The sequence below is a fragment of the Mesorhizobium sp. M1E.F.Ca.ET.045.02.1.1 genome, assembly GCF_003952485.1.
Lineage (GTDB): Bacteria > Pseudomonadota > Alphaproteobacteria > Rhizobiales > Rhizobiaceae > Mesorhizobium.
In genome coordinates this window covers 6,007,378-6,031,878 of sequence record NZ_CP034447.1, presented here as the reverse complement: position 1 = coordinate 6,031,878, position 24,501 = coordinate 6,007,378, and the positions used below count along the sequence as shown (strand labels likewise).

24 protein-coding genes and 2 pseudogenes are annotated in these 24,501 nt (G+C 65.3%); 12 read left to right on the top strand and 14 right to left on the bottom strand.

The features are described 5' to 3' along the window. The first annotated feature begins 176 nt into the window (after window positions 1–176). From EJ070_RS29165 to EJ070_RS29155, 3 genes are all read left to right on the top strand, one after another. Window positions 177–506, top strand: coding sequence for a YciI family protein (locus tag EJ070_RS29165; protein ID WP_126094454.1), 330 nt, complete (start codon window positions 177–179; stop codon window positions 504–506). Between the two features lie 205 nt (window positions 507–711). Continuing rightward, window positions 712–1,044 carry a YkgJ family cysteine cluster protein gene (locus EJ070_RS29160; RefSeq protein WP_245464705.1) on the top strand — a complete coding sequence of 111 codons (333 nt, stop codon included), beginning with the start codon at window positions 712–714 and terminating at the stop codon, window positions 1,042–1,044. A gap of 233 nt (window positions 1,045–1,277) precedes the next feature. After that, a complete protein-coding gene (locus EJ070_RS29155; protein ID WP_126094452.1) occupies window positions 1,278–1,889 on the top strand; it encodes a LysE family translocator in 612 nt (203 codons plus the stop codon). A 9-nt stretch (window positions 1,890–1,898) separates the two neighbouring features. On the opposite strand, the gene EJ070_RS29150 is transcribed toward EJ070_RS29155, so the two are convergent. Beyond that, window positions 1,899–2,939: an AraC family transcriptional regulator gene (locus tag EJ070_RS29150; RefSeq protein ID WP_189350119.1), complete on the bottom strand. Its 1,041-nt coding sequence runs from the start codon at window positions 2,937–2,939 to the stop codon at window positions 1,899–1,901. Between the two features lie 185 nt (window positions 2,940–3,124). Between EJ070_RS29150 and EJ070_RS29145 the strand changes: the two genes are divergently transcribed. Together EJ070_RS29145 and EJ070_RS29140 are read left to right on the top strand one after the other, a co-directional pair. Beyond that, the gene (locus EJ070_RS29145) at window positions 3,125–3,550 is read left to right on the top strand and encodes a GFA family protein (protein WP_126094450.1); all 426 of its coding nucleotides are present in this window, start codon (window positions 3,125–3,127) and stop codon (window positions 3,548–3,550) included. Between the two features lie 68 nt (window positions 3,551–3,618). Then, window positions 3,619–4,134: an OsmC family protein gene (locus tag EJ070_RS29140; protein WP_126094449.1), complete on the top strand. Its 516-nt coding sequence runs from the start codon at window positions 3,619–3,621 to the stop codon at window positions 4,132–4,134. A gap of 87 nt (window positions 4,135–4,221) precedes the next feature. Here the strand turns inward: EJ070_RS29140 and EJ070_RS29135 are convergent. The 3 genes and pseudogenes from EJ070_RS29135 to EJ070_RS29125 all read right to left on the bottom strand — a co-directional run bounded on the left by EJ070_RS29135 (window position 4,222) and on the right by EJ070_RS29125 (window position 6,095). Then, window positions 4,222–4,607, bottom strand: a pseudogene (locus EJ070_RS29135) (nuclear transport factor 2 family protein). Window positions 4,608–4,626: 19 nt separating this feature from the next. Beyond that, entirely contained in the window at window positions 4,627–5,061 is a 435-nt protein-coding gene (locus EJ070_RS29130) for an OsmC family protein (RefSeq protein ID WP_126094448.1), read from the bottom strand. 23 nt (window positions 5,062–5,084) lie between these two features. Further along, window positions 5,085–6,095, bottom strand: a complete 1,011-nt coding sequence (locus EJ070_RS29125) for an NAD(P)-dependent alcohol dehydrogenase (protein ID WP_126094447.1) — start codon at window positions 6,093–6,095, stop codon at window positions 5,085–5,087. A gap of 114 nt (window positions 6,096–6,209) precedes the next feature. On the opposite strand from EJ070_RS29125, the gene EJ070_RS29120 reads away from it, so the two are divergent. Continuing rightward, the gene (locus EJ070_RS29120) at window positions 6,210–6,827 is read left to right on the top strand and encodes a TetR/AcrR family transcriptional regulator (protein WP_126094446.1); all 618 of its coding nucleotides are present in this window, start codon (window positions 6,210–6,212) and stop codon (window positions 6,825–6,827) included. A 240-nt stretch (window positions 6,828–7,067) separates the two neighbouring features. Here the strand turns inward: EJ070_RS29120 and groL are convergent, their stop codons facing one another. The 3 genes from groL to EJ070_RS36445 form a co-directional block, all read right to left on the bottom strand. Continuing rightward, a complete protein-coding gene (gene groL / locus EJ070_RS29115; RefSeq protein WP_126094445.1) occupies window positions 7,068–8,720 on the bottom strand; it encodes a chaperonin GroEL in 1,653 nt (550 codons plus the stop codon). A 62-nt stretch (window positions 8,721–8,782) separates the two neighbouring features. Beyond that, on the bottom strand, window positions 8,783–9,079 hold the full coding sequence (gene groES, locus EJ070_RS29110) for a co-chaperone GroES (RefSeq protein ID WP_073987612.1): 297 nt from the start codon (window positions 9,077–9,079) through the stop codon (window positions 8,783–8,785). A gap of 62 nt (window positions 9,080–9,141) precedes the next feature. Next, complete coding sequence (locus EJ070_RS36445; protein ID WP_189350117.1) at window positions 9,142–9,360, bottom strand: hypothetical protein; 219 nt, start codon at window positions 9,358–9,360, stop codon at window positions 9,142–9,144. On the opposite strand from EJ070_RS36445, the pseudogene EJ070_RS37650 reads away from it, so the two are divergent. Then, window positions 9,319–9,435, top strand: a pseudogene (locus tag EJ070_RS37650) (LysR family transcriptional regulator); the annotation flags it as partial. The gene EJ070_RS36445 and the pseudogene EJ070_RS37650 sit on opposite strands and share 42 nt — an antisense overlap. Before the next feature lie 134 nt (window positions 9,436–9,569). Here the strand turns inward: EJ070_RS37650 and EJ070_RS29100 are convergent. Further along, a complete protein-coding gene (locus EJ070_RS29100; protein ID WP_126094444.1) occupies window positions 9,570–10,196 on the bottom strand; it encodes a TetR/AcrR family transcriptional regulator in 627 nt (208 codons plus the stop codon). 120 nt (window positions 10,197–10,316) lie between these two features. On the opposite strand from EJ070_RS29100, the gene EJ070_RS29095 reads away from it, so the two are divergent. Genes EJ070_RS29095 through EJ070_RS29085 form a run of 3 tightly spaced genes read left to right on the top strand, consistent with a single transcriptional unit; the run spans window position 10,317 to window position 13,949 of the window. Next, window positions 10,317–11,501 (top strand): MFS transporter, encoded by a 1,185-nt coding sequence (locus tag EJ070_RS29095; protein ID WP_126094443.1) that lies wholly within the window; start codon window positions 10,317–10,319, stop codon window positions 11,499–11,501. A gap of 13 nt (window positions 11,502–11,514) precedes the next feature. After that, complete coding sequence (locus EJ070_RS29090) at window positions 11,515–12,816, top strand: D-arabinono-1,4-lactone oxidase (protein ID WP_126094442.1); 1,302 nt, start codon at window positions 11,515–11,517, stop codon at window positions 12,814–12,816. Continuing rightward, window positions 12,813–13,949, top strand: coding sequence for an alanine racemase (locus EJ070_RS29085; protein ID WP_126094441.1), 1,137 nt, complete (start codon window positions 12,813–12,815; stop codon window positions 13,947–13,949). The genes EJ070_RS29090 and EJ070_RS29085 overlap by 4 nt, the downstream gene beginning before the upstream one ends. 6 nt (window positions 13,950–13,955) lie before the next feature. Here EJ070_RS29085 and EJ070_RS29080 read toward each other — a convergent pair whose 3' ends face one another. Then, window positions 13,956–14,138 carry a transcriptional regulator gene (locus EJ070_RS29080; protein ID WP_126094440.1) on the bottom strand — a complete coding sequence of 61 codons (183 nt, stop codon included), beginning with the start codon at window positions 14,136–14,138 and terminating at the stop codon, window positions 13,956–13,958. 138 nt (window positions 14,139–14,276) lie between these two features. On the opposite strand from EJ070_RS29080, the gene EJ070_RS29075 reads away from it, so the two are divergent. Further along, entirely contained in the window at window positions 14,277–15,212 is a 936-nt protein-coding gene (locus EJ070_RS29075) for a bifunctional helix-turn-helix transcriptional regulator/GNAT family N-acetyltransferase (RefSeq protein ID WP_126094439.1), read from the top strand. Between the two features lie 211 nt (window positions 15,213–15,423). Here the strand turns inward: EJ070_RS29075 and EJ070_RS29065 are convergent, their stop codons facing one another. Then, complete coding sequence (locus EJ070_RS29065) at window positions 15,424–16,257, bottom strand: AraC family transcriptional regulator (RefSeq protein WP_126094438.1); 834 nt, start codon at window positions 16,255–16,257, stop codon at window positions 15,424–15,426. Window positions 16,258–16,401: 144 nt separating this feature from the next. Here EJ070_RS29065 and EJ070_RS29060 point away from each other — a divergent pair, with 144 nt between their 5' ends. After that, window positions 16,402–17,934: a winged helix-turn-helix domain-containing protein gene (locus EJ070_RS29060; RefSeq protein WP_126094437.1), complete on the top strand. Its 1,533-nt coding sequence runs from the start codon at window positions 16,402–16,404 to the stop codon at window positions 17,932–17,934. Here EJ070_RS29060 and EJ070_RS29055 read toward each other — a convergent pair. From EJ070_RS29055 to EJ070_RS29040, 4 genes are all read right to left on the bottom strand, one after another. Further along, window positions 17,910–18,242, bottom strand: a complete 333-nt coding sequence (locus EJ070_RS29055; RefSeq protein WP_245464704.1) for a hypothetical protein — start codon at window positions 18,240–18,242, stop codon at window positions 17,910–17,912. The genes EJ070_RS29060 and EJ070_RS29055 overlap by 25 nt on opposite strands. 176 nt (window positions 18,243–18,418) lie before the next feature. Further along, the gene (locus EJ070_RS29050) at window positions 18,419–21,520 is read right to left on the bottom strand and encodes an efflux RND transporter permease subunit (RefSeq protein ID WP_281059630.1); all 3,102 of its coding nucleotides are present in this window, start codon (window positions 21,518–21,520) and stop codon (window positions 18,419–18,421) included. Window positions 21,521–21,635: 115 nt separating this feature from the next. After that, entirely contained in the window at window positions 21,636–23,210 is a 1,575-nt protein-coding gene (locus EJ070_RS29045; RefSeq protein WP_126094436.1) for an FAD-dependent monooxygenase, read from the bottom strand. Next, window positions 23,207–24,346, bottom strand: coding sequence for an efflux RND transporter periplasmic adaptor subunit (locus tag EJ070_RS29040; protein WP_126094435.1), 1,140 nt, complete (start codon window positions 24,344–24,346; stop codon window positions 23,207–23,209). Before EJ070_RS29040 ends, EJ070_RS29045 begins: the two co-directional genes overlap by 4 nt. Window positions 24,347–24,501: the final 155 nt, after the last annotated feature.

The window sequence follows — 24,501 nt, the reverse complement described above, 5'->3', positions numbered from 1 at the left end:
TTTCGAAATCGAGGCGGAATATGCCGAGGTGATCGGTCACCGGCCTCGAGGACCTCAAGCGCCACCTCAAGGCGATCCTCGATCGCTTTGATCGGCAGGGCGGTTTCGGCATGGACTGAAGGGTCTCTTGCGCCAGCCGAGCTGACCGGCGCAGTATTAGTCTCGGAGGAGCATCGATGGCCAGCAACGAAGCATCGCGTGAAGCCAAGGCGCCAATGATCTTCCATTGCCGGATGATCCCGCCGCGGCCTGATTTCGCCTTCACCATGACGGAGGAAGAGCAATCGCTGATGAACGCGCATGCCGACTATCTGCGCGGCCAGCTTCGCGCCGGCACGATGATGCTGGCCGGTCCCGTCGCCGATCCAGCCGGACCATGGGGCCTATTGATCCTGCGCGTCGGCAGCGAGGCCGAGGCCAGAGCGGTGACCGACGGCGATCCGGTGGTGCGTTCGGGCCGCGGCTTCCGTTATGAAATCCTGCCGATGATGAGCGCGATCATGTAGGGCGAAAAAAACGCCTCTCGCGCTTTTTACGGCGCGGGAGGCGCTTTTGCCGTCAACCTTTCTCGATTGCTCATGAACTGCTGACGACCAGAAATAACTCGCAGCCGGCGAAAGGGTTCCCGGCAAAATAAAAAATTCTTGTTCGATCGATGCGGGTGGATTCCCGACCTCTGTGCTAGAGGCACTTGCAGCACGAGGATCGCCTTTGCCGCACGACCAATCCCTTCTAATCCTTAGCGATGCATCTGCCGCGTTCGACTGCCAGAGCTGCGGCGCCTGCTGCGCTTATTCGGCCGACTGGCCGCGCTTTTCGACCGAGGAGGACGAACAGCTCGACCGCATTCCGGCCGAACTGGTTGCGGCCGACCACTCCGGCATGCGCTGCGAGGGGGGCCGATGTTCAGCGCTCACCGGCGAGGTCGGCAGACATACGGCCTGCGGCATCTACGAACTGCGCCCCGATGTCTGCCGCGCCTGCATGCCCGGCGGCGATGACTGCCTGATGGCAAGGGCGGCGTATGGGCTGGCGTTGAGCTAATTTCCTCGCCCCCGCAAGGCGGGGGAGAGGTGGCCGCGAAGCGGCCGGAGAGGGGGCTGCGACGCTGGTGGGTTTCCTCTGACTGCTTTCAAGGGCGGCGCCATTCCCCCTCTCCGTCTCGGCTTCGCCGAGCCACCTCTCCCCCACTTCGTGGGGGCGAGGAAAAGCGCCCCGCTTGCCCAGACCCACACCTCCCGGTACCGTGCCCCACGGGCAGGGCCTTGGAGGAAACCGTGAGCATCGAATTCCTGTTGACGTCGCTGATTATCGTCGCTTCGCCCGGCACCGGCGTTCTGTACACGCTGAGCGCCGGCCTTTCGCGCGGCGCGCGCGCCTCGGTCATCGCCGCCTTCGCCTGCACTCTGGGCATCATCCCGCACATGGCGGCCGCCGTCACCGGTCTCGCCGCGGTGCTGCACACCAGCGCAGTCGCCTTCGAGACGCTGAAATATCTCGGCGTCGCCTACCTGCTCTACATGGCCTGGAACACGCTGAAGGAGAAAGGCGGGTTGAGTGTCGACGAGAACGTCGCCCCGCGCTCCGCGGCCAGGATCATCACCTCCGGCATCCTGATCAACATCCTCAATCCAAAACTGTCGATCTTCTTCTTTGCCTTCCTGCCGCAATTCGTCAGCACCGGCGAGCCGCACGCGCTTGCCAAGATGCTGGAACTCTCCGGCGTCTTCATGCTGATGACCTTCGTCGTCTTCGCGGTCTACGGCGTGTTCGCTGCCTCGGTGCGCAGCCACATCGTGTCGCGGCCGATGGTGCTGACCTGGATGCGCCGCACCTTCGCCGGTGCCTTCGTCATGCTCGGCGCCAAGCTGGCGCTGGCCGATCGCTAGTTCGCCGCCTCAGTCAATCAGTTCGTTGCGCGGTTCGCCTTCGGTTTCGGGAGCCTCATCGCTTCCGGAGCCGGACGCGGCCCGAACGCCAAGCCGCCAGGCCGAAGGCGGGACGCCGATCATCTTCTTGAAGGCACGGCTGAACGCCGCCTCGGACTCGTAGCCGATGTCCGCCGCAATGCTGGCGATGTTGCTGTTGCCGGTGCTGAGCAGCTCCGAGGCGATTTGCATGCGCCATTTGGCGAGGTAGTGCATCGGCGGGATTCCGATGAGCCTTGTAAAGCGCTCCGCAAGGACCGTGCGGGACAGGGCGGATTCTCTCGCCAGGGATTCAATCGTCCAGTTGTGCGCCGGCCGGTCGTGGATCAGCGCCAGCGCCTTGCTCAGATGCGGATCGCGCAGACCCGCCAGCCAGCCGGTCTGCTGCGGCGGCAGCGATTCCACATAGCGACGCAGCACGTCGACAAACATCAGTTCGCTGAGCTTGGTGAGCACGGTCTCGCTGCCCGCCCGCTTCTGCGCGACCTCCGATACCGCCAGTTTGATGAACTGACCGAGCCAGCCGGCATCGCCTTTTGAGTCTCCGGCCTTGATGACCGGCGGCAGCGCTTCGAGCAGTGGGTTGAACGGCAGGGCATCACAGGCCAGATAGCCGCAGACGAGCCCGGCCGAGATCGATCCCTCGCCGCTGACGTAGTTGAGGTGGAACGGCTTTTGACTGGCGGATGCGATCTCCAGCACATCCGCCGGCGGCGGATCCGCCCGCAGGTCGGGATTGCTCGACATGATATGCGGGTCGCTTCTGGTGAAGACCACGACTTCGCCGGCCTCCACGACGATCGCCTCCTTGCCGATGATGCGGGCGAAGCAACGGCCGCTCGTCAGCACGTGGTAGGAAATCAGGTGATCCGCGCCGGGAAGGATCTTCGGCAATATCGAGGAGGGGGCGGGCGAGCAGACGGCCCATGGATCCTGGGCCTTTATGTCGAAAAACGTCGCGCCGGTGAGACGCACCGTTTTCAAGAGATCAGACAGAGCGTCCCCGGCCATAGCAGCGTCCAGCGGGTTGCGCAGCAACCTGGCGCAATCCCTTTCGAGTTCCGGACGCGCTGTCAAGTGAGGCGGACGCCGCGTCATTCCGTTCATTGCCGGAAGCTTTAAACCCGCACTAGCGCTTGCGTGGTGCCTCAAACGGGTGCGTGGCGCGGTCGAACCAAACGAAGAGGATGTAAGTCATGACGGTACACAAGGGCGGCTGTTTTTGCGGCGCCGTGGAGATCGAAGTGCACGGAACCGCCGAGGCGATGGGCTATTGCCATTGCAGTTCCTGTCGTTCGTGGTCGGCGTCTCCGGTGAACGCCTTCACGCTGTGGAAGCCGGAGAACGTCAAGGTCACCAAGGGCGCGGAGTTCCTGTCCGGCTTCAGGAAGTCGAAGATGAGCGACCGCCAGTTCTGCACCAAATGCGGCGGTCACCTGATGACGGATCATCCGCCGCTCGGACTGGTCGACGTCTATGCGGCGACGATACCGACGGTGGAATTCAAGCCGGGGGTCCATGTCAACTACGCCGAGACTGTCCTGCCGATGAAGGACGGCTTGCCGAAGCTGAAGGATTTTCCGGCCGAGCTCGGAGGCTCCGGGGTGAGCGTGCCAGAGTAGTCCCGAGCGGTAGTCCCAGCGATGACACACGATTTCCACGAACCACATCTCACGACAGGAGAATACGCATGGACATCGCGACATTTCGCGCCACGCAGGAGCCGATCAAGGATCTATATCGCAAGGATGCGCGGGCGGCACTTCTTACGCTGAAGGCCAAGGGCAGCGCCGACGACTCCAGGGTGACCTGCAAGGTCGAGACCGGCCGCGGCCTTGCGCTGGCCGGCATCCATCCGAAAGCCGGCGGCAGCGGGCAGGAACTCTGTTCCGGCGACATGCTGCTGGAGGCGCTGATCGCCTGCGCCGGCGTTTCGATGCGGGCGGCCGCCGCCGTGCTGGAGATTCCGATCAAGTCGGCCGAAATCTCCGCCGAGGGCGACGTCGATCTTCGAGGTACGCTGGGCGTCACCGAAGGCGTGCCGGTCGGCTTCAAGGAGATCCGCTTGCGCTTCGACATCGAGACGGACGCTCCGCAAAACCGGCTCACCCAACTGATGGAGCTCACCGATCGCTACTGCGTGATCTTCCAGACCATCCAGCGCAGCCCCAGGACCTTCGTGAAGCTCAACAGGGTCGCGCGGTAAGCGACACGGTAATGCGAGTTGCCTGGGATCCAAACCTTGGCGGGCGGATTCCGGGCGGGGCCTGAGCGCGGCCTGTCGCGCCAGGCCCTATCCCTTCACATAGCCCATCGCCTCGACGATGCGACCGTCGGCGACGCGCATCAGGTTGACGCCGCGCCGCGAAGCGCCGTCGGCCATCCAGAAGCGCCAGCGGATCGTCGCCCGGTCGCCGGCAACGAAGGTTTCTTCGATATCGAAGCGCTGCCAGGTGCGGTGGCGATCGCCGACCACAGCTCGACGCAGGCGGCCTTGCCGGTGCGGCGGGCGCCGTCCGGCGCCGGCGTCGTGTTCTCGATCACGCAGTCATCCGCCACCAGATCGTCCAGCGCCGACGGATCGTGCTTTTGAAAGACGTCGTTTTAGCGCCGCATGATCTCGGCCGTTTCGGTGGAGTGTTTGGCCGTGGCGATGTCGATGATGAGTTCGTGGGTCATTGGATTTTTCTCCTCCGCTTCAGTGGTCAATGAGGCTTGCCTTGAGCGTGATCGTGGCGACGCCAGTCAGCGCGCGTGAGACAAGGCAGGTTGCCTTGGCGGCCTGCGCCAGCCGCTCGAATTCCTCCCCGGTCAGCCCGGCGACGCTCGCCTCGGTCTCCAACTCAATGCGGGTGATCGTCGGCCCGGCCGTGGTGGCGCCGAGATGCACTTTTGCGATCGTGCGGATGTGTTTCGGGATATGGCCCTCGCGGCCAAGGATGGCGCTCAGCGCCATCGAGAAGCAGCCGGCATGGGCGGCCGCGATTAGTTCCTCCGGATTGGTGCCCGGACCGTTCTCGAAGCGAGACGGGAAGGAATAGGCGCTTTCGAACACGCCGCTGCCCAGCCGCAACCGCCCGGAGCCCTCCTTGAGCGTGCCCTGCCACTCGGCCGAAGATTCGCGAATTGTCATTGCCGTTTCTCCTCTCTGGTTGGTCACACGCCGTCGATGACAACCTTGCCGAAGACGTCGCCCTGCTGGAAATGGCGGTAGGCTTCGCGCCCCTCGGCGAAGGGGAAAACCCTGTCGATGATCGGCTTCAGCCGATGGGTGGCGACGGCTGCAAGCATCGCCTCCAGCTCGTTGCGGCTGCCGACGAAGACACGGCTTATGGTGGCGAGGCTGCGCTGATAGACGGCGCTTGGAATTTCGACCGATTTGCCCTTCTGGTCCTGCACCGTGAGCAGCACGATGCGGCCGTAAAGCGTGCTTGCGATCAGCGATTGCGCGAAGGTGGCCGGACCGCCGGTCTCGACGACGAGATCGATGCCGCCAGTCGCCTCGCGCAGTTTCATGCCCCATTCCGGCGTCTCGGTGGCTGCGATGACGAGGTCGGCGCCGAGCGCCCGCACCCTGTCGGCCTTCTCGCCGCGTGAGGTGACGGCCGCTACGCGGCAGCCGGCGAGCTTGGCAAACTGCAGCGCAAACAATGCGACGCCGCCTGAACCGATGACCAGAACCCATTGTCCAGGCTTCGGAATCTCGGCGCCCGTCACCGCGCTCCAGGCGGTCAGGCCGGCACAGGTGAAGGTCGTGGCTTCGTGCCAGGAGAGGTGGTCGGGCAGCCGCACCGCCCATTGCTCGTCGAGCAGGGCATATTCCGAGAGCATGCCGTCCAGCGTGCAGCCGAGCTGGTCGACGATGCCGGGATGCATGCGGCCGTCGACCCAACGGGCGAAATAGCTGCCGGTGACGCGGTCGCCGACGGCAAAGCGTGTGACGCCGTCGCCGACCGCCGCCACCTCGCCAGCGCCGTCGCTAAGCGGAACGATGCCAGCGCGGGGCGTCAGCGGATAGGTGCCGTTGAGGATCATCGTGTCGCGGCGGTTGAGCGAGGTGGCGCGCACGCGCACGACGATCTGGTGCGGGCCGGGCCGTAGCATCGCCTCCTCGCGCGCCACCAGCTTCTCGATCCCGCCGAATCCTTCAAGCCGATATTTCTGCATTTGCTGCCCCTCAAATATGTAGACCGATTTACATATTATGTAGACCGATTGTCATATTATGGGCAAGGCCTATAATGCGACTCCTGACAAAAGTTGACATGGCCAGAGGTTGATGTGGCGACGGACACGCGCACCCGCATGATCGAGGCGACGGCGCTGCTCATCAGGCGGCGCGGCTATCACGGCACCTCGCTCAACGACATTTTGAGCGCCAGCGGCGCTCCTCGCGGCTCGCTCTATTTCCATTTCCCGGGCGGCAAGGACCAACTGGTCATCGAGGTTACGCGCGACAGCGTGGCAAAGGTCACCGAGCGGCTCGCCGCCGATCTTGCCACGGAAGGCGACCCGGCCGTCGCCGTCCGCCGTATCTACCAGTCGGTGGCACGCATGCTGGAAGAGAACGAATTCTCGCTCGGCTGCCCGGTCGCGCCGGTGGTGCTGGACGCGCCGAACGATGTGCCCGACCTCGTGGAGATCTGCCGCTCGGCCTTCGAGCAGTGGATCGGCCTGTTGCACCAGGCCTTCGTCAGGGCAGGGGTGGCCGAGCGCCGCGCGCAAGCGCTGGCGCTGTTAGTCGAATCCTCGCTCGAGGGCCTGATGGTGATCGCCCGCGCCACCCGCGACCGCTCGGCGCTTGCGGTCGTGGCTGACGAAGTGGTGGCCTTGGTCGAGGCGGCGGTGCGCTCGGGCAAGACGAAGCAGAGCGCGCACGCTGCTGATCTCCCCCCTTGAGGGGGAGATGTCGCCGAAGGCGACAGAGGGGGTCGCTGCGCGTGGAGCGCCAGCGCCGTCTCTCGTCGCGGAAGGCGTCGGCGCCTTACCCCCTCAAGGGGGGAGATTGGCTGTCGCGCAGGCTTTCGCCAACCGCAGCTGTACGAAGCTTGCCTGCCTTTGGACTCTGGCCGCCGCAAGCCAAACAAAAAGGGCGGCATCTCTGCCGCCCTTTCCGTATACGCTATGGGACTGAACTTCTTAGAAATCCATGCCGCCCATGCCGCCCATGCCGCCGCCGGGCATGCCGCCCGGCATACCGCCGGCGGCTTCCTTCTTCGGAGCCTCGGCGATCATGGCTTCGGTGGTGACGAGCAGGCCGGCGACCGAGGCCGCGTCCTGGAGAGCGGTGCGCACGACCTTGACCGGGTCGACGATGCCCATGCCGATCATGTCGCCATACTCACCGGTCTGGGCGTTGAAGCCGTAGGTGTTGGCCTTGTTCTCGAGGATCTTGCCAGCAACGATCGAGGCTTCCGCACCGGCGTTGGCCGCGATTTGGCGGGCCGGAGCCTGCAGCGCGCGACGCACGATGTTGATGCCGGCTTCCTGGTCGGAGTTGACGCCGGTGGCCTTGAGGTTGCCCGAGGCGCGCAGCAGGGCGACGCCGCCGCCGGCGACGATGCCTTCTTCCACGGCCGCGCGGGTCGCGTTCAGCGCGTCGTCAACGCGGTCCTTCTTTTCCTTGACCTCGACCTCGGTCGCGCCGCCGACGCGGATCACCGCGACGCCGCCAGCGAGCTTGGCCAGACGCTCCTGCAGCTTCTCCTTGTCGTAGTCCGAGGTGGTCTCCTCGATCTGCTGCTTGATCTGGGCGACGCGGCCCTGGATCTCGGCCTTCTTGCCGGCGCCGTCGACGATGGTGGTGTTCTCCTTGGAGATCGACACCTTCTTGGCGCGGCCGAGCATGTTGAGGCCGACATTCTCGAGCTTGATGCCGAGGTCTTCCGAGATGACCTGGCCACCGGTGAGGATGGCGATGTCTTCCAGCATGGCCTTGCGGCGGTCACCGAAGCCCGGAGCCTTGACGGCGGCGATCTTCAGGCCACCGCGCAGCTTGTTGACGACCAGCGTGGCCAGAGCCTCGCCTTCGACGTCTTCCGAGATGATGAGCAGCGGCTTCGAGGTCTGAACGACGGCTTCCAGGACCGGCAGCATGGCCTGCAGGTTGGAGAGCTTCTTCTCGTGCAGCAGGATGTAGGCGTCTTCCAGATCGGCGACCATCTTGTCGGCGTTGGTGACGAAGTAGGGCGACAGGTAGCCGCGGTCGAACTGCATGCCTTCGACGACTTCCAGCTCGGTGTCGGCGGTCTTGGCTTCCTCGACGGTGATGACGCCTTCGTTGCCGACCTTCTGCATCGCTTCCGCGATCATCTTGCCGACCGACTCGTCGCCATTGGCCGAGATCGTGCCGACCTGGGCGACTTCCTCGGAGGTCTTGATCTTCTTGGCGGCCTTGCCGAGAGCGGTGACGACTTCACCGACGGCGAGGTCGATGCCGCGCTTGAGGTCCATCGGGTTCATGCCGGCGGCAACGGCCTTGTTGCCTTCCTGGACGATGGCCTGGGCGAGAACGGTCGCCGTGGTCGTGCCGTCGCCGGCGATGTCGTTGGTCTTCGAGGCGACCTCGCGCACCATCTGCGCGCCCATGTTCTCGAACTTGTCCTCGAGCTCGATCTCCTTGGCGACGGTGACGCCGTCCTTGGTGATGCGCGGGGCGCCGAACGACTTGTCGATGACGACGTTGCGGCCCTTCGGACCGAGGGTGACCTTCACCGCGTCGGCGAGGATGTTGACACCGCGCAGCATGCGCTCACGGGCATCGCGGGAGAATTTTACGTCTTTTGCAGCCATAGTTAGCTCCTGACAGGGGCTCGGACAGAGCCCGATAATTCAGTTGATGGAGAGACCGATATTCAGCCGATGATGCCCATGATGTCGGATTCCTTCATGATCAGAAGGTCCTCGCCATTGAGCTTGACTTCAGTGCCCGACCACTTGCCGAACAGGATGCGGTCGCCGGCCTTGACGTCGAGCGGCACGAGCTTGCCGTTTTCGTCGCGGGCGCCGGAGCCGACGGCGATGATCTCGCCTTCCTGCGGCTTCTCCTTCGCCGTATCCGGGATGATGATCCCGCCGGCGGTCTTGGATTCGGATTCGACCCGGCGAACGACCACACGGTCATGAAGCGGGCGGAACTTGGACTTTGCCATGTTTTCTTCCTCGAATGAGAACGGTGAGAACTGTTCCTCCATCCGGCGAGGCCGGATATGAGTTAGCACTCACCTAAGGCGAGTGCTAACGTGGCGCTGAAATAGGCTGGCGCCTTGCCAGAGTCAAGGCGCGCGGGAAGGGGCAATGGCGCGAAATTTTTCTGCGCATGACGCGATGCCGAAAAAGGCGGATTGCATGGGCGTATCAAAATAGAAGCGCCGTGTTTCGCTTCGCCGCCGACATTGAGGCAGGCCGCTTGATCGAAGTGCTTGCCGATCATCCGCCGATCGCGGTGCTCTATCCACGCAGCCGCCAACTGTCGCCAAGGGTGAGGGTGTCCGTCGATTGGCTGGTGGATTCTCTTCCAGCGTTGGCGATTGGCGAAAGCCGTGGTGACGTCCGATCTCCCCCCAAGTGGGGGAGATGTCCGGCAGGACAGAGGGGGGCGCGAAGGAACTCGACGCCTCCATTCTTCGCAAAAGCCAAAAGCTACAAAAACAACCGCAATTGCGCATGGATGATCGAGCGATAGTCCTCGATCGTGCGCCGCCCCTCCGCCTCGTCCTGCGTCAGCGCCAGCCGCACGACGCCGCCGGCGAGCTGGAAGATGAGGAACACGATGCGCGCGAAAGCCTCGCGCCGGTCCGGCTCGATCAGCGGCGCGACCGTCTCGCAGAACATCTCCGCCTGCCGCCTGGTCTCGGCGATGTCGAGATTCTTGAGTGCCTTGTCGGCCTGGATCGCGTTCTGCAGATCCTGGATTGCCGGATCGCCGGCGACGCGGCCGCGATAATCGTCGAGCAGCCGGTCGGCCGCCGGGATCACATCGTCGCGCTGCCGCACATTGGCGATGATCTCGCTGAGCCGCGCGCGGCTCTCCTCCGAGAAGCGCTCGTAGAGCATGGCGAGAATCGCCGATTTCGAGGGAAAATAGTGGTAGACGGTGGCGATCGGCCCGCCGGCCAGCGCGCCGACCTCTTTCATCGTCACCGCGTCGATGCCCTTCTCGCCGATCAGCCGCATGGTCGTGGCGAGGATCGCGTCGATGCGCTCGCGGCTGCGCTCCTGCTTGGGCCTGCGCCGAGGTTCCGTCGCCGTTCGTCTTGCTTCCGTCATGCGCCAAATCTCTCGGTGAGAGCTGCGATTTCGCGGTTGACAACAAACTGATCAAGTATCAGTTTCGTCAAATGCTGACAACTTGTCAGTTTTTCATGCGGGCTGCAAGGGAGAGCGCTCGTGACTGTCACCGATGCCGTGCAATCGGAAGATAGCGACTGGCTGGTCGGCAATCCGACCGGCCTGCAACTCGCTTCGGCGCTCTGGATCGGTTCGGTCGGTCTGCTCATCCTCGGATTGCAGCCGGTGCTGCTCGGCGCGCTCTACAGCGAAGGCCATGTCACCGGCGACGAGCTGGCGCTGGTCGCCACCGCGGAGATGATCGCGATCGCCATAGGCTCCGCGATCGTGGCGATGCTCTTGTCGGCGCGCAGCATGCGCTGGAAGAGCGCTGTGCTCCTCGTCCTGCTCGCGCTCGCCAATTTCTGGACGGCCTATGCCGCAAGCCCCAATGCGCTGATTGGCGCGCGCACCCTGGCGGGGCTCGCGGAGGGCGGCCTGGTCGCGGTCGCCACCGAGCTGATCGCCCGCTCGCGCCGGGCCGAGCGCATCGGCGGCTATTTCGTCACGCTGCAGACGTTGGCGCAATGCGCGCTGGCGCTGCTGCTTGCGCTCTATGCCGTGCCCGCGGCCGGCTCGGCCGGCGGCTTCATCGCGCTTGGCGTGGTCTGCCTTCTGTCGCTCGTCGTCGCCTGGACCGTGCCGGACGATTATGCGGACCTGCCTAAGGAAGAGCATTTTGCCAACGTGCTCACCATACCGGCGATCACCGCGCTGCTTTCGATCTTCTGCTATTTCATGTTCTTCGGCGCCGTCTGGGCCTTTCTCGAGCCGCTCGGCGCCGAGTTCGGCATCGACGGCCGCACCGTCGGCCTGATGGTTTCGGCAAGCCTCGCCGCGCAGGTGGTAGGCGCCATGACCGCGACCGTGTTCGAGGCGCACATCGACTACCGCCTCGCCATCACCGTCATCGGCGCGGTCGCGGCCGTCAGCTCGGCGCTGCTGGCGTCGGGACCGGGGCTCCTAGTCTTCTGGGCGGTGGCGTTGGTGATGGGCTTCATCCTGCTGTTCATCGTGCCTTACCAGATCCGGCTCGCGATCACCGCCGACGAGACACGAACAGCGGTACTCCTGGTGCCCGCCGCGCAGCTCTTCGGCCTCGCCATAGGGCCGATCGCGGCCTCGCTGCTGATCGACGGCGACAATTTCCGCCCCGTGCCGGAATTCGCAGCCGCGACCGCGCTCGCCAGCGTGGCGCTGCTCGGCATCTTCGCGCTGGTTGCGCGGCGCCGCATTCCAGCCTGAGCGGGAGGTGACGATGGCGAACGCCTGGAGCAACTGGTCGGGCTTCGTGAAGGCCGCGCCGAAGCTGATCGCGACACCCGCCGACGCCGGCGAACTGGTCGAACTGGTGCGCTCGGCGCCCGGACCGCTGCGCGTCGCCGGCGCCGGTCATTCCTTCACGCCGCTGGTGCAGTCGGACGGCACCATCGTCTCGCTGGAGAAGATCGAGGGGCTGGTCTCGCACGAGGCCGCGGCCAGCCGCGCGCGGGTGAGGGCGGGCACGCGGCTCGGCGCCTTGATGCACATCCTGCAGGATATCGGCCAGGGCCTGCCCAATATGGGCGACATCGACCGCCAGGCGATCGGCGGCGCGCTTGGCACCGCCACGCATGGCTCCGGCCCGACGCTCGGCGCCTATCACACGCAACTCGAGACGGTGCAATTCGTCGACGGGCAGGGCAAGCTGCGTGAATATAGCCGCGCAGGGGATCAGGACATGATCCACGCCACCGGTGTCGCGCTCGGCGCCTTCGGCGTGCTCACCGAAGTGACGATGAACAACGTCCCGACCTATCGGCTGCGCCGCCGCAAATGGGTGCTGCCGATCGGTGACATGCTGCGCGACTTCGAGACGATGATGGCCGCGCACCGCTCGGCCGAGTTCTACTACATCCCGTTTTCCGGCTACGCGCAGTTCATCGCCAGCGATCTCAGCGACCAGCCGACGACGGCTCGGCCGACCGAGGACGACGAGGAGGGGCTGGCGACGTTGCGCAAGCTGCGCACCATGCTGCGCTGGCTGCCCTCGCTGCGCCGCGCGCTGATCAAGGGCGCGGTGAAAAAGGTACCGTCAGAGGACTATGTGCAGGACTGGTTCAACGTCTATGTCAGCGACCGCCGCACCAGGTTCAACGAGATGGAATACCACCTGCCTTACGAGGATGGTCCGAAGGCCCTGGCCGAGATCATCGAATTGACGGAGAAGCACTTTCCGGAAGTCTATTTCCCGATGGAGGTGCGTTCGGTAGCGCCCGACGCGTTCTGGCTTTCGCCCTTCCACAAGAGGCTGACCTGCTCGATCGCCATCCATCACGATGCCGCGAACGATCCGCTGCCCTTCATGCGCGCGGCCGAGCCGATCTTCTTGAAGTATGGCGGCCGGCCGCATTGGGGCAAGATGCACAGCCTCAAGGCCGCGGACTTCAAGAAACTATATCCGTGCTGGGATGATGCTATGGCGGTGCGGCGAGACATCGATCCCGAAAACCGTTTCGTGTCGCCCTACATGGCCGGCCTGTTCGGCATCGAGCCCGGTCCTTTTGGCATCCGACAATGAGCGCCTATTTTGCCGAGCTGTCGAAGGCGCTGAAGGCGGCCGATATCTTTCGGCCCTGCCTGGTGCTCGACCGCGACCGGCTCGACGCCAACATCGCGCTGGTGAAGCAGAGGCTGGCGCCTGGCCTTGCCGTGCGGCTGGTCGACAAGTCGCTGCCTTGCCTGCCGCTGCTTGCGCATATCGCCAGAGCGCTCGGCACCAGCCGCTTCATGACCTTCCATCCGCCGGTGACGCAAGCCGTGCTCGACGCCTTTCCCGAAGGCGACCTGCTCTATGGCAAGCCGATGCCGATGGGTGCCGTCAAGGCGGCGCTGACCAAGGGCGGCGCCGGCTGGCGGTCGCGCGTCTGCTGGCTGATCGACACGCCGGAGCGGCTGGCAGAGTATGGCGCTTTAGCCGCCGCGCTCGATGCCGAATTGCGTTTCGCCTTCGAGGTCGATGTCGGGCTGCACCGCGGCGGCTTTTCCAGTCCCGCCGAGATCAAGGCGCTGACGATCCCGAAGGGCCTGCGCTGCGAAGGCATCATGGCCTATGAGGCGCATGCGCCGGAAATCCCCGGCTTGTTCGGCGGCGCGGCCAAGGCGCTGAAGCAGGCATCGGCGAAAGCCGCCGAATTCGTCGCCGTCCTCGGACCGGACCAGCGCCGCATCCTCAACATCGGCGGATCCAGGACGGCGCTGTTGCATGGCTCAGGCGTGGCCAACGAAGTCTCGATCGGCTCGGCCTTCGTGCTGCCCAAGGATTTCGACACGCCCGGCCTAGACGGCTTCCAGCCGGCCGCCTTCATTGCGACGTCGATCCTGAAGGCGCTCGATCCGGTGCTGCCCGGCCCGGCAGCGGTTTCCCGCACGCTGCAGGCGCTCGGCCTCTTCCCGCGCAAGGGCTGCTATCTCTACGGCGGCAAGTGGATGGCCGAGCCGGTGTTCCCCAAAGGCATGAAACCGAATGGCCTGGTCGGGCTATCGTCCAACCAACAGTTCATGGGCCTGCCGGCCGGGGCGAATGTGAAGCCCGGAGACTACGCCTTCCTGCGGCCGACGCAGAGTGAGGCGGTGCTGCAGCATTTCGGGGCGATTGCAGTGTTTTCCGATGGCCGAATCGTGGAGTTCTGGCCGACACTTCCGATGGGGTGAGGGTGCTTATCTCGCCGCCGTCTCAATCGGATAATGCTTGGCTTCATAAGCCTCCGTAAGGGATGCCAGCACGTCGAAGCGGTCGGCTTCCGGGCTGCCGATGGCCGGTTCATTCTCGAAATAGTGGGTGATCTCAGCAATCGCCCAGTCGTAGTCGGCTTCGGTCTTAATGGGTCGAATGTTTTCCATCACACTATCTCCGCGTCCACCTCACCGTATCCGGCGTCAATGACGAGTGGAACCTCGCAAGATTGTGAAGCTCCACTGATCGATTTATTGACTAAGTCAACTAAATGGTTGATCCTGAGCAGGGCAGGAGGAACATCCATGACCATCCACGATCACCCGGGCAAGCAACGCATCGACGCCGTGCGCGCCTTCAACCGTTTCTACACTCGCCAGATCGGCCTGCTCGACGAAGGGTTGCTGAAAAGCCCGTTCTCGCTGACCGAGGCGCGGGTGCTTTACGAGCTTGCCCATCGCAACGGGCTCGTCGCCACCGATCTCGTGCGCGACCTCGGCCTCGACCCAGGCTATGTCAGCCGTCTGCTGAAGAAATTAGAGGAGCGCGGCCTGGTCGAGCGCATCGCTTCCGAGGCCGATGCGCGGCGCTCGCCGATCGCGCTCACGCCCGCGGGCAGGGACGCCTTCGCGCCGCTCAACCAGGATTCGCATGACCAGGTGCGGACGCTGCTCGATCGTCTCGCGCCCGCCGACCAGGAGCGGTTGGTCAAGGCGATGCGCACGGTACAGGACCTGCTCGGCGACAAGCCCGAACCCAAGGTGCCTTACATCCTGCGACCGCTGCAGGTCGGCGACATCGGCTTGATCACGCATCGCCAGGGCCTGCTGTACGCGCAGGACTATGGCTGGGACGAAACCTACGAGGCGCTCGTCGCCGAGATCCTCGGCGAGTTCGTCAAGAACTTCGTCCCGCAATGGGAGCGCGGCTGGATCGCCGAACGTGAAGGCGAGGTGGTCGGCTCGGTTTTCGTCATGCGCAAATCGCCCAAGGTGGCGAAGCTCAGGCTGCTCTATGTCGAGCCGTCGGCGCGCGGCCTCGGCATCGGCCGGCGGCTGGTCGACGAATGCGTCGCCTTCGCGCGCGCCAAGGGCTACAAGACGCTGACGCTGTGGACCAACGACATACTGGGCTCGGCCCGCCGCATCTACCAGGCGGCGGGCTTCAAGCTGGTGGAAGAAGAGCGCCACCATTCCTTCGGCAAGGACTTGGTCGGCCAGACCTGGAATCTGGAGCTGTAGGCGCCTTTTCCTTCTCCCCTTGCGGGAGAAGGTGGATCGGCGCGCAGCGCCGAGACGGATGAGGGGTGTTCCAGCGGAGTGAGACGTCTGCTCCAGTCGTGGCGTCTAACGCTGGCGAAGGTCTGCGCCAAGCTGGAACACCCCTCATCCGTCGCCTTCGGCGACACCTTCTCCCACAAGGGGACCCACAAGGGGAGAAGGGAAAAGCGTCTCAACCTTTCACCGGCACCCAGATTTCCAGCCCGCCATTGCCGGTATCCGGATCGAATTCAGGCCCGTAGCGCTCGAATTCCGGCGAGTCGGCGATCTCATGGCCGGAGCCCGGCAGCCATTTGTTCCAGATCGTGTTGACGGTCCGGCGGATGGTCGAGATGTGCTCGCGATGCGCGAACACCGCATATTTCTGCGCTGGCACCCGCACGCGATAAAACTCCTTGGGCAGGTCGGAGAAATCCGACACTTCGACGCCGGCGATGTAGTCGAAATTGCCGGCGTCGTCGCCATTGACGCAGACGCCGTAGAAGACGCCGGGGACTTCGCCGGGGATGTTGCCGATATAGGGCCCGAAGCGCTGCCACTGCATCGGAATGCCGGCGCTGGTCTCGCAGCTGTAGCGCTCGCCGAGACCGGCGATGAGGAAGGGGCGGCTGGTCTCGAAGCGCGGCGACTCGAGCGTGGTGAGAAGGGAACTGTCCATTAGAATAGGCTCCACGAGGTCGAGGGTCTGGGTCGAGCCTTGCGCGCGCACCAACTCCGGCGTGGTGCCGAACTGCTCGCGAAAAGCCCGCGTGAAAGCCTCATGCGAGCCATAGCCGGCTTCGAGCGCGACGGCCAGGATATCGCGCGCGCCGCCGGCAAGCTGGCGCGCCGCTTCGCTGAGCCTGCGCGCCCGCATATAGCCCATGACAGACCGTCCGGTGGCGGCGCCGAAGGCACGCGTCACGTGGAAGCGCGACACGCCGCTGCTTGCCGCGACATCGTCGAGCGAAATCGCATCGGGCAGATGGCTTTCGACAAACCACAGCGCTTTCTCGGTCGGGTTCATGGCTCCTCGCATTTGGCGGGGCGACACTAGCCACCGCGCCGACAGCCAGTTTGATCGAAATTGCGCAGTGGGCAATAATGGCGATGCGCATGCCCCGTTGAGCGGGATCGATCGGGTATTGCGCGGGCCGGGAAGGGGTTCCCGATGACGACGGCGACGGCCGATCAGGTCTTCCGGTTTGGCGGGTTCACGCTCGACCTTGCCAAGGGGACGCTGTGCGGCGTCAACGAGCCGCTCTACCTCCGGCCGAAAGCCTACGCGCTGCTTTCGCATCTCGCCCGCAACATGGGCCGCGTCGTTCCGAAATCGGAGCTGATGGATGTCGTCTGGCCGGGCGTCTATGTCACCGAGGATTCGCTCACCCAATCGATCCGCGAGATCCGCAAGGTGCTTGGCGACGATATGGTCCGCACCGTCTCCAAGCGAGGCTATATGCTTGCCGCCGAGGCCGAGGCCGCACCTGAGATCAGCAGCCAGCCGATCGTGGCGGTGGTGCGCTTTCGCAACGACAGCGGCGATCCGGCCGACGAGGCGATGGTCGACGGCTTTGCCGAGGATATCATCAATGGCGTGGCGCGCTTCGGTACCGTCACGGTCCTGGCGCGCAATTCGAGTTTCTCCTTCGCTTCCTTCGGCCGCGCCGAGTGGCCGCAAATCCGTGCCCGCATCGGCGCCGACTACCTTGTCGAGGGATCGCTTCGCCGCCAGGTCGAGCATGTCGTGGTGGCTGTCAGCCTCGTCGATATCGCCACCGGGAGCCAGCTCTGGGGCGACCGCTACCAGTCGCAAGGCGCCGGCCTGTTCGCGATCGAGCGGGAGATTGTCGAACAGATCGTCAGCCGGCTGGTCACGCGGGTCACCAATGCCGGGCTGGAGCAGGCCTCGCGCAAGCCGGTGACCAGCCTTGCCGCCTACGAGCTTCTGCTGCGCGGCTTTGCGCTGCTGCGCGACCCGGCCCAGACCGACCAGCGCGGCGCCGAGGCCTTGTTCGAAGCGGCGATCGCCAAGGATCCGAATTACGGGCTGGCCTACACCTATCTCGCCTTGGCGCGGGCACTGGATGGGGAATTCGGACGCGCCAGCGACGCGGTGCTGGAAAATGCCCGCGACCTCGCCGACAAGGGACTGGCCCTATCGCCCGACCAGCCGACGGGGCATCGCGTGCAGTCGCTGATCCGCCTCTATATGCGCGACCATGTGGCGGCCGAGCATCACATGCGCATCGCGCTGCAGCTCAATCCTTACGATGCCGACAGCATCGAGCAGATGGGCATGCTGCTCACCATGCGCGGCCGGCCGCTGGAGGCGCTGACCTGGCTGGCGCGCGGCATCCGCATCGATCCGCTGCACCCGCACTGGTACCAGTTCGACCGCGCGCTGGCGCTCTACATGATGGGCGAATACCGGCAGGCCGCGGAAGCGCTGGAACTCGCGACGCGCCCCGCGCCCTGGATCAGGACGCGGCTGGCAGCCTGCTATGCCCAGATGGGGGAGATGGAGAAGGCGCGGCGGCAGATCGCCCTCATTGGCGAGGGCGAACCTTTCTCTCCGCTCGATTACGCCCTCCGAGGCGTGCCGTTTGAAAATCCGGCCGATGCCGAGCATCTCGCCGAGGGCGTCAGACTTGCCCTCGGCGTCGCGGCGTCCGCCGGTCAATCGACGACGACCACGATGTAGCGGCCCTGATAGAGCCGGTAATAGGTGCCGCCGCAGCGCCAGACGTCGAAGCCGTTGACCTTGGTGCGGACGCAGCCGGGCGGCAGCGTGGCGACCCAGGTCGTGGTGTGCCTGAGCACACGCCATGTCGTGGTGCGGCGGGCGACGCCCGCCGCGCTGCGTGGCGTCCAGGGCGCACCGATGCGAGCCTCGGCGGTGCCAACCAGCGACAGGGCCGGGACGGCGGTGCCGACGATTTCAATGGTGGTGAGAGCGAGTGCGAGCAAGGCCACGGCCGAGCGGAACTTCTTCATGGATTTCAAAGGCATTTCCGTTTCTCCTGATGTCGATTGAAGTCTAGTGGGAGGATGCGGCAAGCCGGGGCTGTGTCCCGCCAGCGCCGCTAGGTGAGCAACCGCGAAACGCTCGCGGTTGTGACGCCGCCGCCGATCACGTCGGCGACGACGAAGAACTGCCACGGCGGCGTCTCCGCAATGGTTTCAGCTCAGGCGGCCAGCGGCTGAGGTTCGGCGCTGGCCGTGGTCGGTTCGGTCGCCGCGGTGGTCTCAGCGGGCGCCTTGATGCCGAACCAGGTTGCGTAGAGCGTCGGCAGGAAGACCAGCGTCAGCGCGGTTGCCACCATCAGCCCGCCCATCACCGCATAGGCCATCGGCCCCCAGAACACCGTCGGCGCGATCGGGATCATGCCGAGGATGGCGGCCGCCGCCGTGAGCAGGATCGGCCGCAGCCGATGCGTGGTGGCGCTGATCACCGCGGCCCACGGCTCCTCGCCGGCGGCGATGTGCTGGTCGATCTGCGCGATCAGGATGACCGAGTTGCGGATCACCATGCCGATCAGCGACATCACGCCGAGGATCGCCACGAAGCCCATTGGTGCGCCCGACAGGAGCAGCGCGCCGGCGACGCCGATCAGCGCCAGCGGAGCCGTGAGCAGCACCAGCACCAGGCGCTGGAAGCTCATCAGCTGGATCATCAGCACCGTCGCCATGATGAACAGCATCAGCGGGAACACCACGAAGATGCTGGCCTGCGCCTTGGCGCTGTCCTCGATCACGCCGCCCTGTTCGACGCTGTAGCGCGCCGGCAGCTCCGCCTTGAAGGCGGCGATCGCGTTCTCCAGCCGCCGCGTGACGGAGGTGGCGTTCTCGCCTGGCGCGACGTCGCCCTGCACTGTCACGGTCGGCAGCCGGCCGCGGCGCCAGATCAGCGGCGGCTCGGTCTGATAGCTGAGCTTGGCCACCTGCTCGAGCGGCACGTGCCGACCACCGGACGCGCTGATCGTCAGGCCGCGCAGCGTGTCGATGCTGGCGCGTTCGGTCTCCACCGCCCGGGCGACGATGTCGACGAGGTAGGTGTCGTCGCGCATCTGCGTGATCTTGGAGCCCGACAGCACCGCGTTGATCGTCTCCGACAGTTGCTGCGAGGAGATGCCCAGCGCGCGCGCCCGGTCCTGGTCGACGTCGACCTTGATCACCTTGGCCGGTTCGTTCCAGTCGTAGTTGATGTTGCGCACGGCGGCGTCGCTGCCTAGCACCTGCGCGAACTGCTGCGCCAAGCTGCGCGTCTTGTCCGGGTCCGGACCGCTGACGCGGAACTTCAGCGGCCAGCCGACCGGCGGGCCGAGCTCCAGCGGCGTGACGCGGGCCATGACGTCGTCGAAGCCGGTCGCCAGCTCCTTCTCCAGCCGGTCGATGACGGCCTGGCGAACGGCGTGGCCCTTGGTCACCACCACGGCCTGGGCGAAGAAGTCATTGGCCAGCTGCGCGTCGAGCGGCAGGTAGAAGCGCACCGCGCCCTGGCCGACATAGAAGCTCCAATGGTCGATGTCGGGATCGGCGGCGAGCAGCTTCTCGACACGCTCGACCACGGCATCCGTCGACTTGATCGAGGCGGTGCGCGGCAGGGTAAGATCGAGCATAACCTCCGGCCGGTCGGACTTCGGGAAGAATTCCTGGCCGACGAAGCCCATGGCCACGGCCGAGAGCGCGAACAGCCCCGCGGTCGCCGACAGCACGATCCACTTCGCCCGCATCGCCATCTCGAGCAGCGTCTGGAAGCCGCGGGCAATCCGCGACGGCTGATGGCTGCCATGGCCTTTGATGCGATCGGGCAGGAGCGCCACGCCGGTGAGCGGCGTGAACAGCACGGCCACCACCCAGGAGACGACCAGCGCGATCGCCACGACGGCAAACAGCGAGAAGCAGTATTCGCCGGCGCCGCTCTTGGCGAAACCGACCGGCACGAAGCCGGCGATGGTCACCAGCGTGCCGGTGAGCATCGGGAAGGCGGTGGAGGTGTAGGCGTAGGTGGCGGCCGAGATCTTGTCGTGGCCTTCCTCCATGCGCGAGATCATCATCTCGACCGCGATCATCGCATCGTCGACCAGCAGGCCGAGAGCGATGATCAGCGCGCCGAGCGAGATGCGCTGCAGCGAGATGCCGAAATACTCCATGGTGACGAAGGTTATCGCCAGCACCAGCGGGATGGCGACCGCCACCACGACGCCGGGGCGCCAGCCGAGCGCCAGCAGCGACACCGCAAGCACGATGGCGATCGCCTCGCCGAGGCTCTTGGTGAACTCGCCGACGGATTCTTCCACGACATGCGACTGGTCGGCGACCAGACCGAGCTCAGCGCCGAGCGGCAGCTCGGCCTCCATTTCGTGCATCTTCTCCTTGACGTTTTCGCCCAGCGCCAACGCGTCGCCGCCCGAAGTCATCGAGATGGCGATGCCGACGGCAGGCTTGCCGTTGAAGCGGAACATCGGTTGCGGCGGGTCGGAATAGGCACGCTTGACCTCGGCGACGTCGCCCAGCCGGAAGTAGTGGCCGTTGGCGTAGAAGTTGATTGCCTTCAGGCTTTCCTCCGAGGTGAAGCTGCCGGAGACGCGGATGGCGATGCGCTCGGGGCCGGCGTCGACCGTGCCGCTCGGCGTCAGCGCGTTCTGCGCCTGCAGCGCCTGCGACAGCGTGCCGACGTCGAGGCCGAGTGCGGCGATCTTCTGGGTCGAGAATTCCAGATAGATCTTCTCGTCCTGCTGGCCGATCAGGTCGACCTTGGCGACATCCTTCACGGTGAGCAGCCCGGCGCGCAGGCTGCTCGCCAGATCCTTCAACTCGCGATGGCTGAGGCTGTCGGAAGTAAGCGCGTAGATCAACGAATAGGTGTCGCCGAACTCGTCGTTGTAGAACGGGCCCTGCACGCCGGACGGCAGCGTCGGCTTGATGTCGTCGAGCTTCTTGCGCACCTGGTACCAGAGCGGCTGCACCTGGTCGCCGGCGACCGTGTCCTTGAGGTTGACGAAGACGACGGACTCGCCGGGCTTGGTGTAGCTCTTGACGTAGTCGAGGTCCGGCAGCTCCTCGAGCTTCTTCTCGATGCGGTCGGTGATCTGCTCCAGCGTGTCGCCGGCGCTGGCGCCCGGCCACATCGTCTTCACCACCATGGTCTTGATGGTGAAGGGCGGGTCCTCCTCGCGACCGAGGCCGCGATAGGGGTAAAGGCCGGCAAGTGCCGCCGCGATCATCAGGTAGACGATGAAGCTCCGGTGGCGCAGCGCCCATTCGGAAAGGTTGAAACTCGTCATGATGCAAATTCCTCTCAGCGCGCAAAGGCGCGTTCCGCCGGCGGCTGCCGGCAGGCGAAACAAGTGACGGTTGGGGTTCGGTAAGCGCCCGCCGCTTGGCGGGCGCCGTGGCAGTTCAGGCCAGGCTGTGCATGGTGCCCGGCACGCGGTAGGGCGCGCGCTCTGCGGTTCTCGGCTTGATGGCGAGACCGGCGATATAGCGCTGGAAAGCGGCCGCTTCCTGGACCGGCGAGGCAAGCGCGACATGGCCGTCCGGTCTCACCAGATAGGCAGCGTCGCGCTGCAAGCCGGCCTTTTCGGCCGCGTCCGACCAGGCGAAGGCGTGGATCGGGATGCCGGTCGGCGCCAGCATCGCCCGGAAATCGCAGGTGACCTCGCCGTAGACGTGGACCTGCCAGTCGAGCGAGCGCAGCGGCTCGAAATTGTCACCGTTGGGGCCGAGTACATAGGGCAGGCGGTCGCCGCCGCTCACCTTGCCCGCCGTGCCCGCGCTGATCGGTCCGGCGCGATACTCGATCGCCGCCTGCGAGATCACGCCGAAGAAGAAGCGCGAGCCGAAAGAGGTGTGGAGCAGCGCGTTCAAAATCTTCGGCATCAGATAGCGACGGAACAAGCCTATGAACCGCGAGCGGCTGGTGATGAAGCGGAAAGCGGTGTCGGTGCTGTCGATCAGCTTCTGCGCAAATGCGATGCGCTCCGGCTCGTAGCTGTCGAGCAGGCGCGGATCGGCTCGGCCCTGCACGATCGCCGCGAGCTTCCAGGCGAGGTTCACTGCATCGCCCATGCCGGTGTTCATGCCCTGGCCGCCGGCCGGGCTGTGGATGTGGCCGGCATCGCCGCAAAGAAACACGCGGCCGACGCGGAAGCGCTCGGCGACGCGATGGTGGACGCGGTAGGTCGAGAACCAGTTCACCTCGTCGACCGTGACGCCGGTGTCGCGCTCGACATCGGCTCGGATCGCCTCGAAGCTGATCGTCTCGTCGGCCTCATGCGCCTTCGGCACGATACCGATCAGCCTGACCGAGCCGGACTGCCGGACCGGCATGACGATCGCGAAGCCATAGGCGCTGACCGTCGTGTCCATGCCGTTGCGGGTGATCTCGCCGCGCCCCTTCACGTCGGCGACGTAGAAGGACTGCTCGTAAGCGCCGCCGGGAAAGCCGACCTTCAGCCCATGGCGCACGGCGCTGTGGGCACCGTCGCAACCGGCAAGATAGGCGGCGCCGACGGTTTCGGTCCGGCCTACCTTGCTCAAGGTCGCGACGACCGCATCGCCTCTGTCCTGGAAGGTGATGAGCTCGGTGCTTCGCTCGACCTTGACGCCGGCGCGCTCCAGATGCGCGATCAGCACGCGTTCGTGGATGTCCTGCGGCAGCGCGAAGGCGAAGGAATAGGGGCTGATGCCGCGGCCGAAATCGGACAGCGGCAGGCGCGCCGCTATCCCGGCCGGCGTGTGCACGGTGAGTCGCTCGATGCGCACGCCCTCCGCAAGCACGTCGTCGACGATGCCGATCTGGCGGTGGAACTCCAGCGTGCGCGCCTGGACGGCAAGCGCTCGCGATGTTTCGCCGGGAGCTGCGGCCTTGTCAAAGATGCGCACCGGCACGCCGAGCCTGGTCAGCCAGAGCGCGAGCGTCAGCCCGGTCGGACCGGCGCCAGCAATGAGGACCTTTGTCTTGGACACGGTCATTTTCCTTCTCCTTCAACGATACGAACTTTTTCGTGTTCCCGCAGCCGGTTGACGCCGGCGGTGACGACGAGATCGCCTTTGGCGAGCCCGTCGCTGACGACGATGCGATCGGTCTCGTAGCGGGCGACAGAGATTGGCCTCAGCTCCACCGCCGACGACGGTGTGACGACCCACACGGCCGGCTTGCCTTCCTTATCGAACAGCGCGCTGCCCGGCAGCACCATCACCGGCGCGCCACCCATCTCGGCGCGGCCGGCGACGCTTGCGCCGAAGCGCATTTCGTCGGGCACATTCTCGAGCGAGACCTTCACCTGGAAGGTGCGGGTCGCGGCATCAGCCATGGGTGCAATCTCGCGGACGGTGCCGACCGCCGTGATCGCCGGATTGCTAAGCAGCGAGACGGTTACCTGCGGTGGCCGCTTCGTATCGGGCGCGTTGGCGAAGGCAGCTTCCGCGATCGAGAACACCGCATCGCGGCTCTCCGGATCGGCGACGCGCACCACCGTCTGCCCGACATTGACGGACTGGCCGGCTTCGGCCCCGGTCGCGGTGACGATACCGTCGAATTCCGCGCGCAGCTCGCTATAGCCGAGCTGGTCTTTGGCCATGTCGAAGGCGATTTTCGCCGATTTGAGCTTGGCCTGCGCCGAGCGCAGGTTCTTCAGCGTCGCGTCGTAATTGGCCCGCGTCGTAAAGCCCTTGGCGAGCAGCGCGCCGATGCGGGCCTCGGCGGCGCTTGCCTCGACGAGCACCGCCTGCGCCGCCGCGACGTCGGCCTCGGCGCTGGCGAGCCGGTTGCGATAGTCCTGGTCGTCGATGCGGGCGAGCACGTCGCCCTTCCTCACCGTGGCGCCGATCCCGGCGATGCGTTCGATGAGCTTGCCGGATACGCGGAAGCCGAGGTCGCTTTCGAGCCTCGGGCGTATCTCGCCGACGGCGGTGCGGGTGTCCGCGCCGAGCATCGGGGCGACGGCGACGGCCTTGACGAGCTTCGTCTCGGGTGCGGCCGGCGTGGCGTTCGAGGCCTCGCTTCTGGCGCCGTGCCAGACCACGGCGGCACCGCAGGCAAGAACGGCGATCGATCCGGCGACAAGGCGGCGCCTCGACGGCCCGTTACGGAAGAGTGCGGCAATCATGTTGTCTCCATCACCAAGGTTGCGGTCGCACCGGGAGGATGCGGCGACCGGGAAATATGTTGGCTGGAGAGGGGATCGGGCGTTGCGGCCTGTCTTTCGCCAGCCCGATCTTCTTGCGGTTTCCGGCCCGGGAACTCCCGAACGGTTTCTGAAAA

Excerpts from the sequence above, each read along its gene's own strand:
- EJ070_RS29125 (WP_126094447.1), bottom strand. The coding sequence starts at position 6,095 with ATGCAGAAATATCGGCTTGAAGGATTCGGCGGGATCGAGAAGCTGGTG.
- EJ070_RS29165 (WP_126094454.1), top strand. The coding sequence starts at position 177 with ATGGCCAGCAACGAAGCATCGCGTGAAGCCAAGGCGCCAATGATCTTC.
- EJ070_RS29130 (WP_126094448.1), bottom strand. The coding sequence starts at position 5,061 with ATGACAATTCGCGAATCTTCGGCCGAGTGGCAGGGCACGCTCAAGGAG.
- EJ070_RS29090 (WP_126094442.1), top strand. The coding sequence starts at position 11,515 with ATGGCGAACGCCTGGAGCAACTGGTCGGGCTTCGTGAAGGCCGCGCCG.
- EJ070_RS29085 (WP_126094441.1), top strand. The coding sequence starts at position 12,813 with ATGAGCGCCTATTTTGCCGAGCTGTCGAAGGCGCTGAAGGCGGCCGAT.
- EJ070_RS29140 (WP_126094449.1), top strand. The coding sequence starts at position 3,619 with ATGGACATCGCGACATTTCGCGCCACGCAGGAGCCGATCAAGGATCTA.
- EJ070_RS29100 (WP_126094444.1), bottom strand. The coding sequence starts at position 10,196 with ATGACGGAAGCAAGACGAACGGCGACGGAACCTCGGCGCAGGCCCAAG.
- EJ070_RS36445 (WP_189350117.1), bottom strand. The coding sequence starts at position 9,360 with ATGATCGGCAAGCACTTCGATCAAGCGGCCTGCCTCAATGTCGGCGGC.
- EJ070_RS29150 (WP_189350119.1), bottom strand. The coding sequence starts at position 2,939 with ATGGCCGGGGACGCTCTGTCTGATCTCTTGAAAACGGTGCGTCTCACC.
- EJ070_RS29080 (WP_126094440.1), bottom strand. The coding sequence starts at position 14,138 with ATGGAAAACATTCGACCCATTAAGACCGAAGCCGACTACGACTGGGCG.
- EJ070_RS29075 (WP_126094439.1), top strand. The coding sequence starts at position 14,277 with ATGACCATCCACGATCACCCGGGCAAGCAACGCATCGACGCCGTGCGC.
- EJ070_RS29060 (WP_126094437.1), top strand. The coding sequence starts at position 16,402 with ATGACGACGGCGACGGCCGATCAGGTCTTCCGGTTTGGCGGGTTCACG.
- groES (WP_073987612.1), bottom strand. The coding sequence starts at position 9,079 with ATGGCAAAGTCCAAGTTCCGCCCGCTTCATGACCGTGTGGTCGTTCGC.
- EJ070_RS29055 (WP_245464704.1), bottom strand. The coding sequence starts at position 18,242 with ATGCCTTTGAAATCCATGAAGAAGTTCCGCTCGGCCGTGGCCTTGCTC.
- EJ070_RS29065 (WP_126094438.1), bottom strand. The coding sequence starts at position 16,257 with ATGAACCCGACCGAGAAAGCGCTGTGGTTTGTCGAAAGCCATCTGCCC.
- EJ070_RS29040 (WP_126094435.1), bottom strand. The coding sequence starts at position 24,346 with ATGATTGCCGCACTCTTCCGTAACGGGCCGTCGAGGCGCCGCCTTGTC.
- EJ070_RS29145 (WP_126094450.1), top strand. The coding sequence starts at position 3,125 with ATGACGGTACACAAGGGCGGCTGTTTTTGCGGCGCCGTGGAGATCGAA.
- EJ070_RS29050 (WP_281059630.1), bottom strand. The coding sequence starts at position 21,520 with ATGACGAGTTTCAACCTTTCCGAATGGGCGCTGCGCCACCGGAGCTTC.
- groL (WP_126094445.1), bottom strand. The coding sequence starts at position 8,720 with ATGGCTGCAAAAGACGTAAAATTCTCCCGCGATGCCCGTGAGCGCATG.
- EJ070_RS29045 (WP_126094436.1), bottom strand. The coding sequence starts at position 23,210 with ATGACCGTGTCCAAGACAAAGGTCCTCATTGCTGGCGCCGGTCCGACC.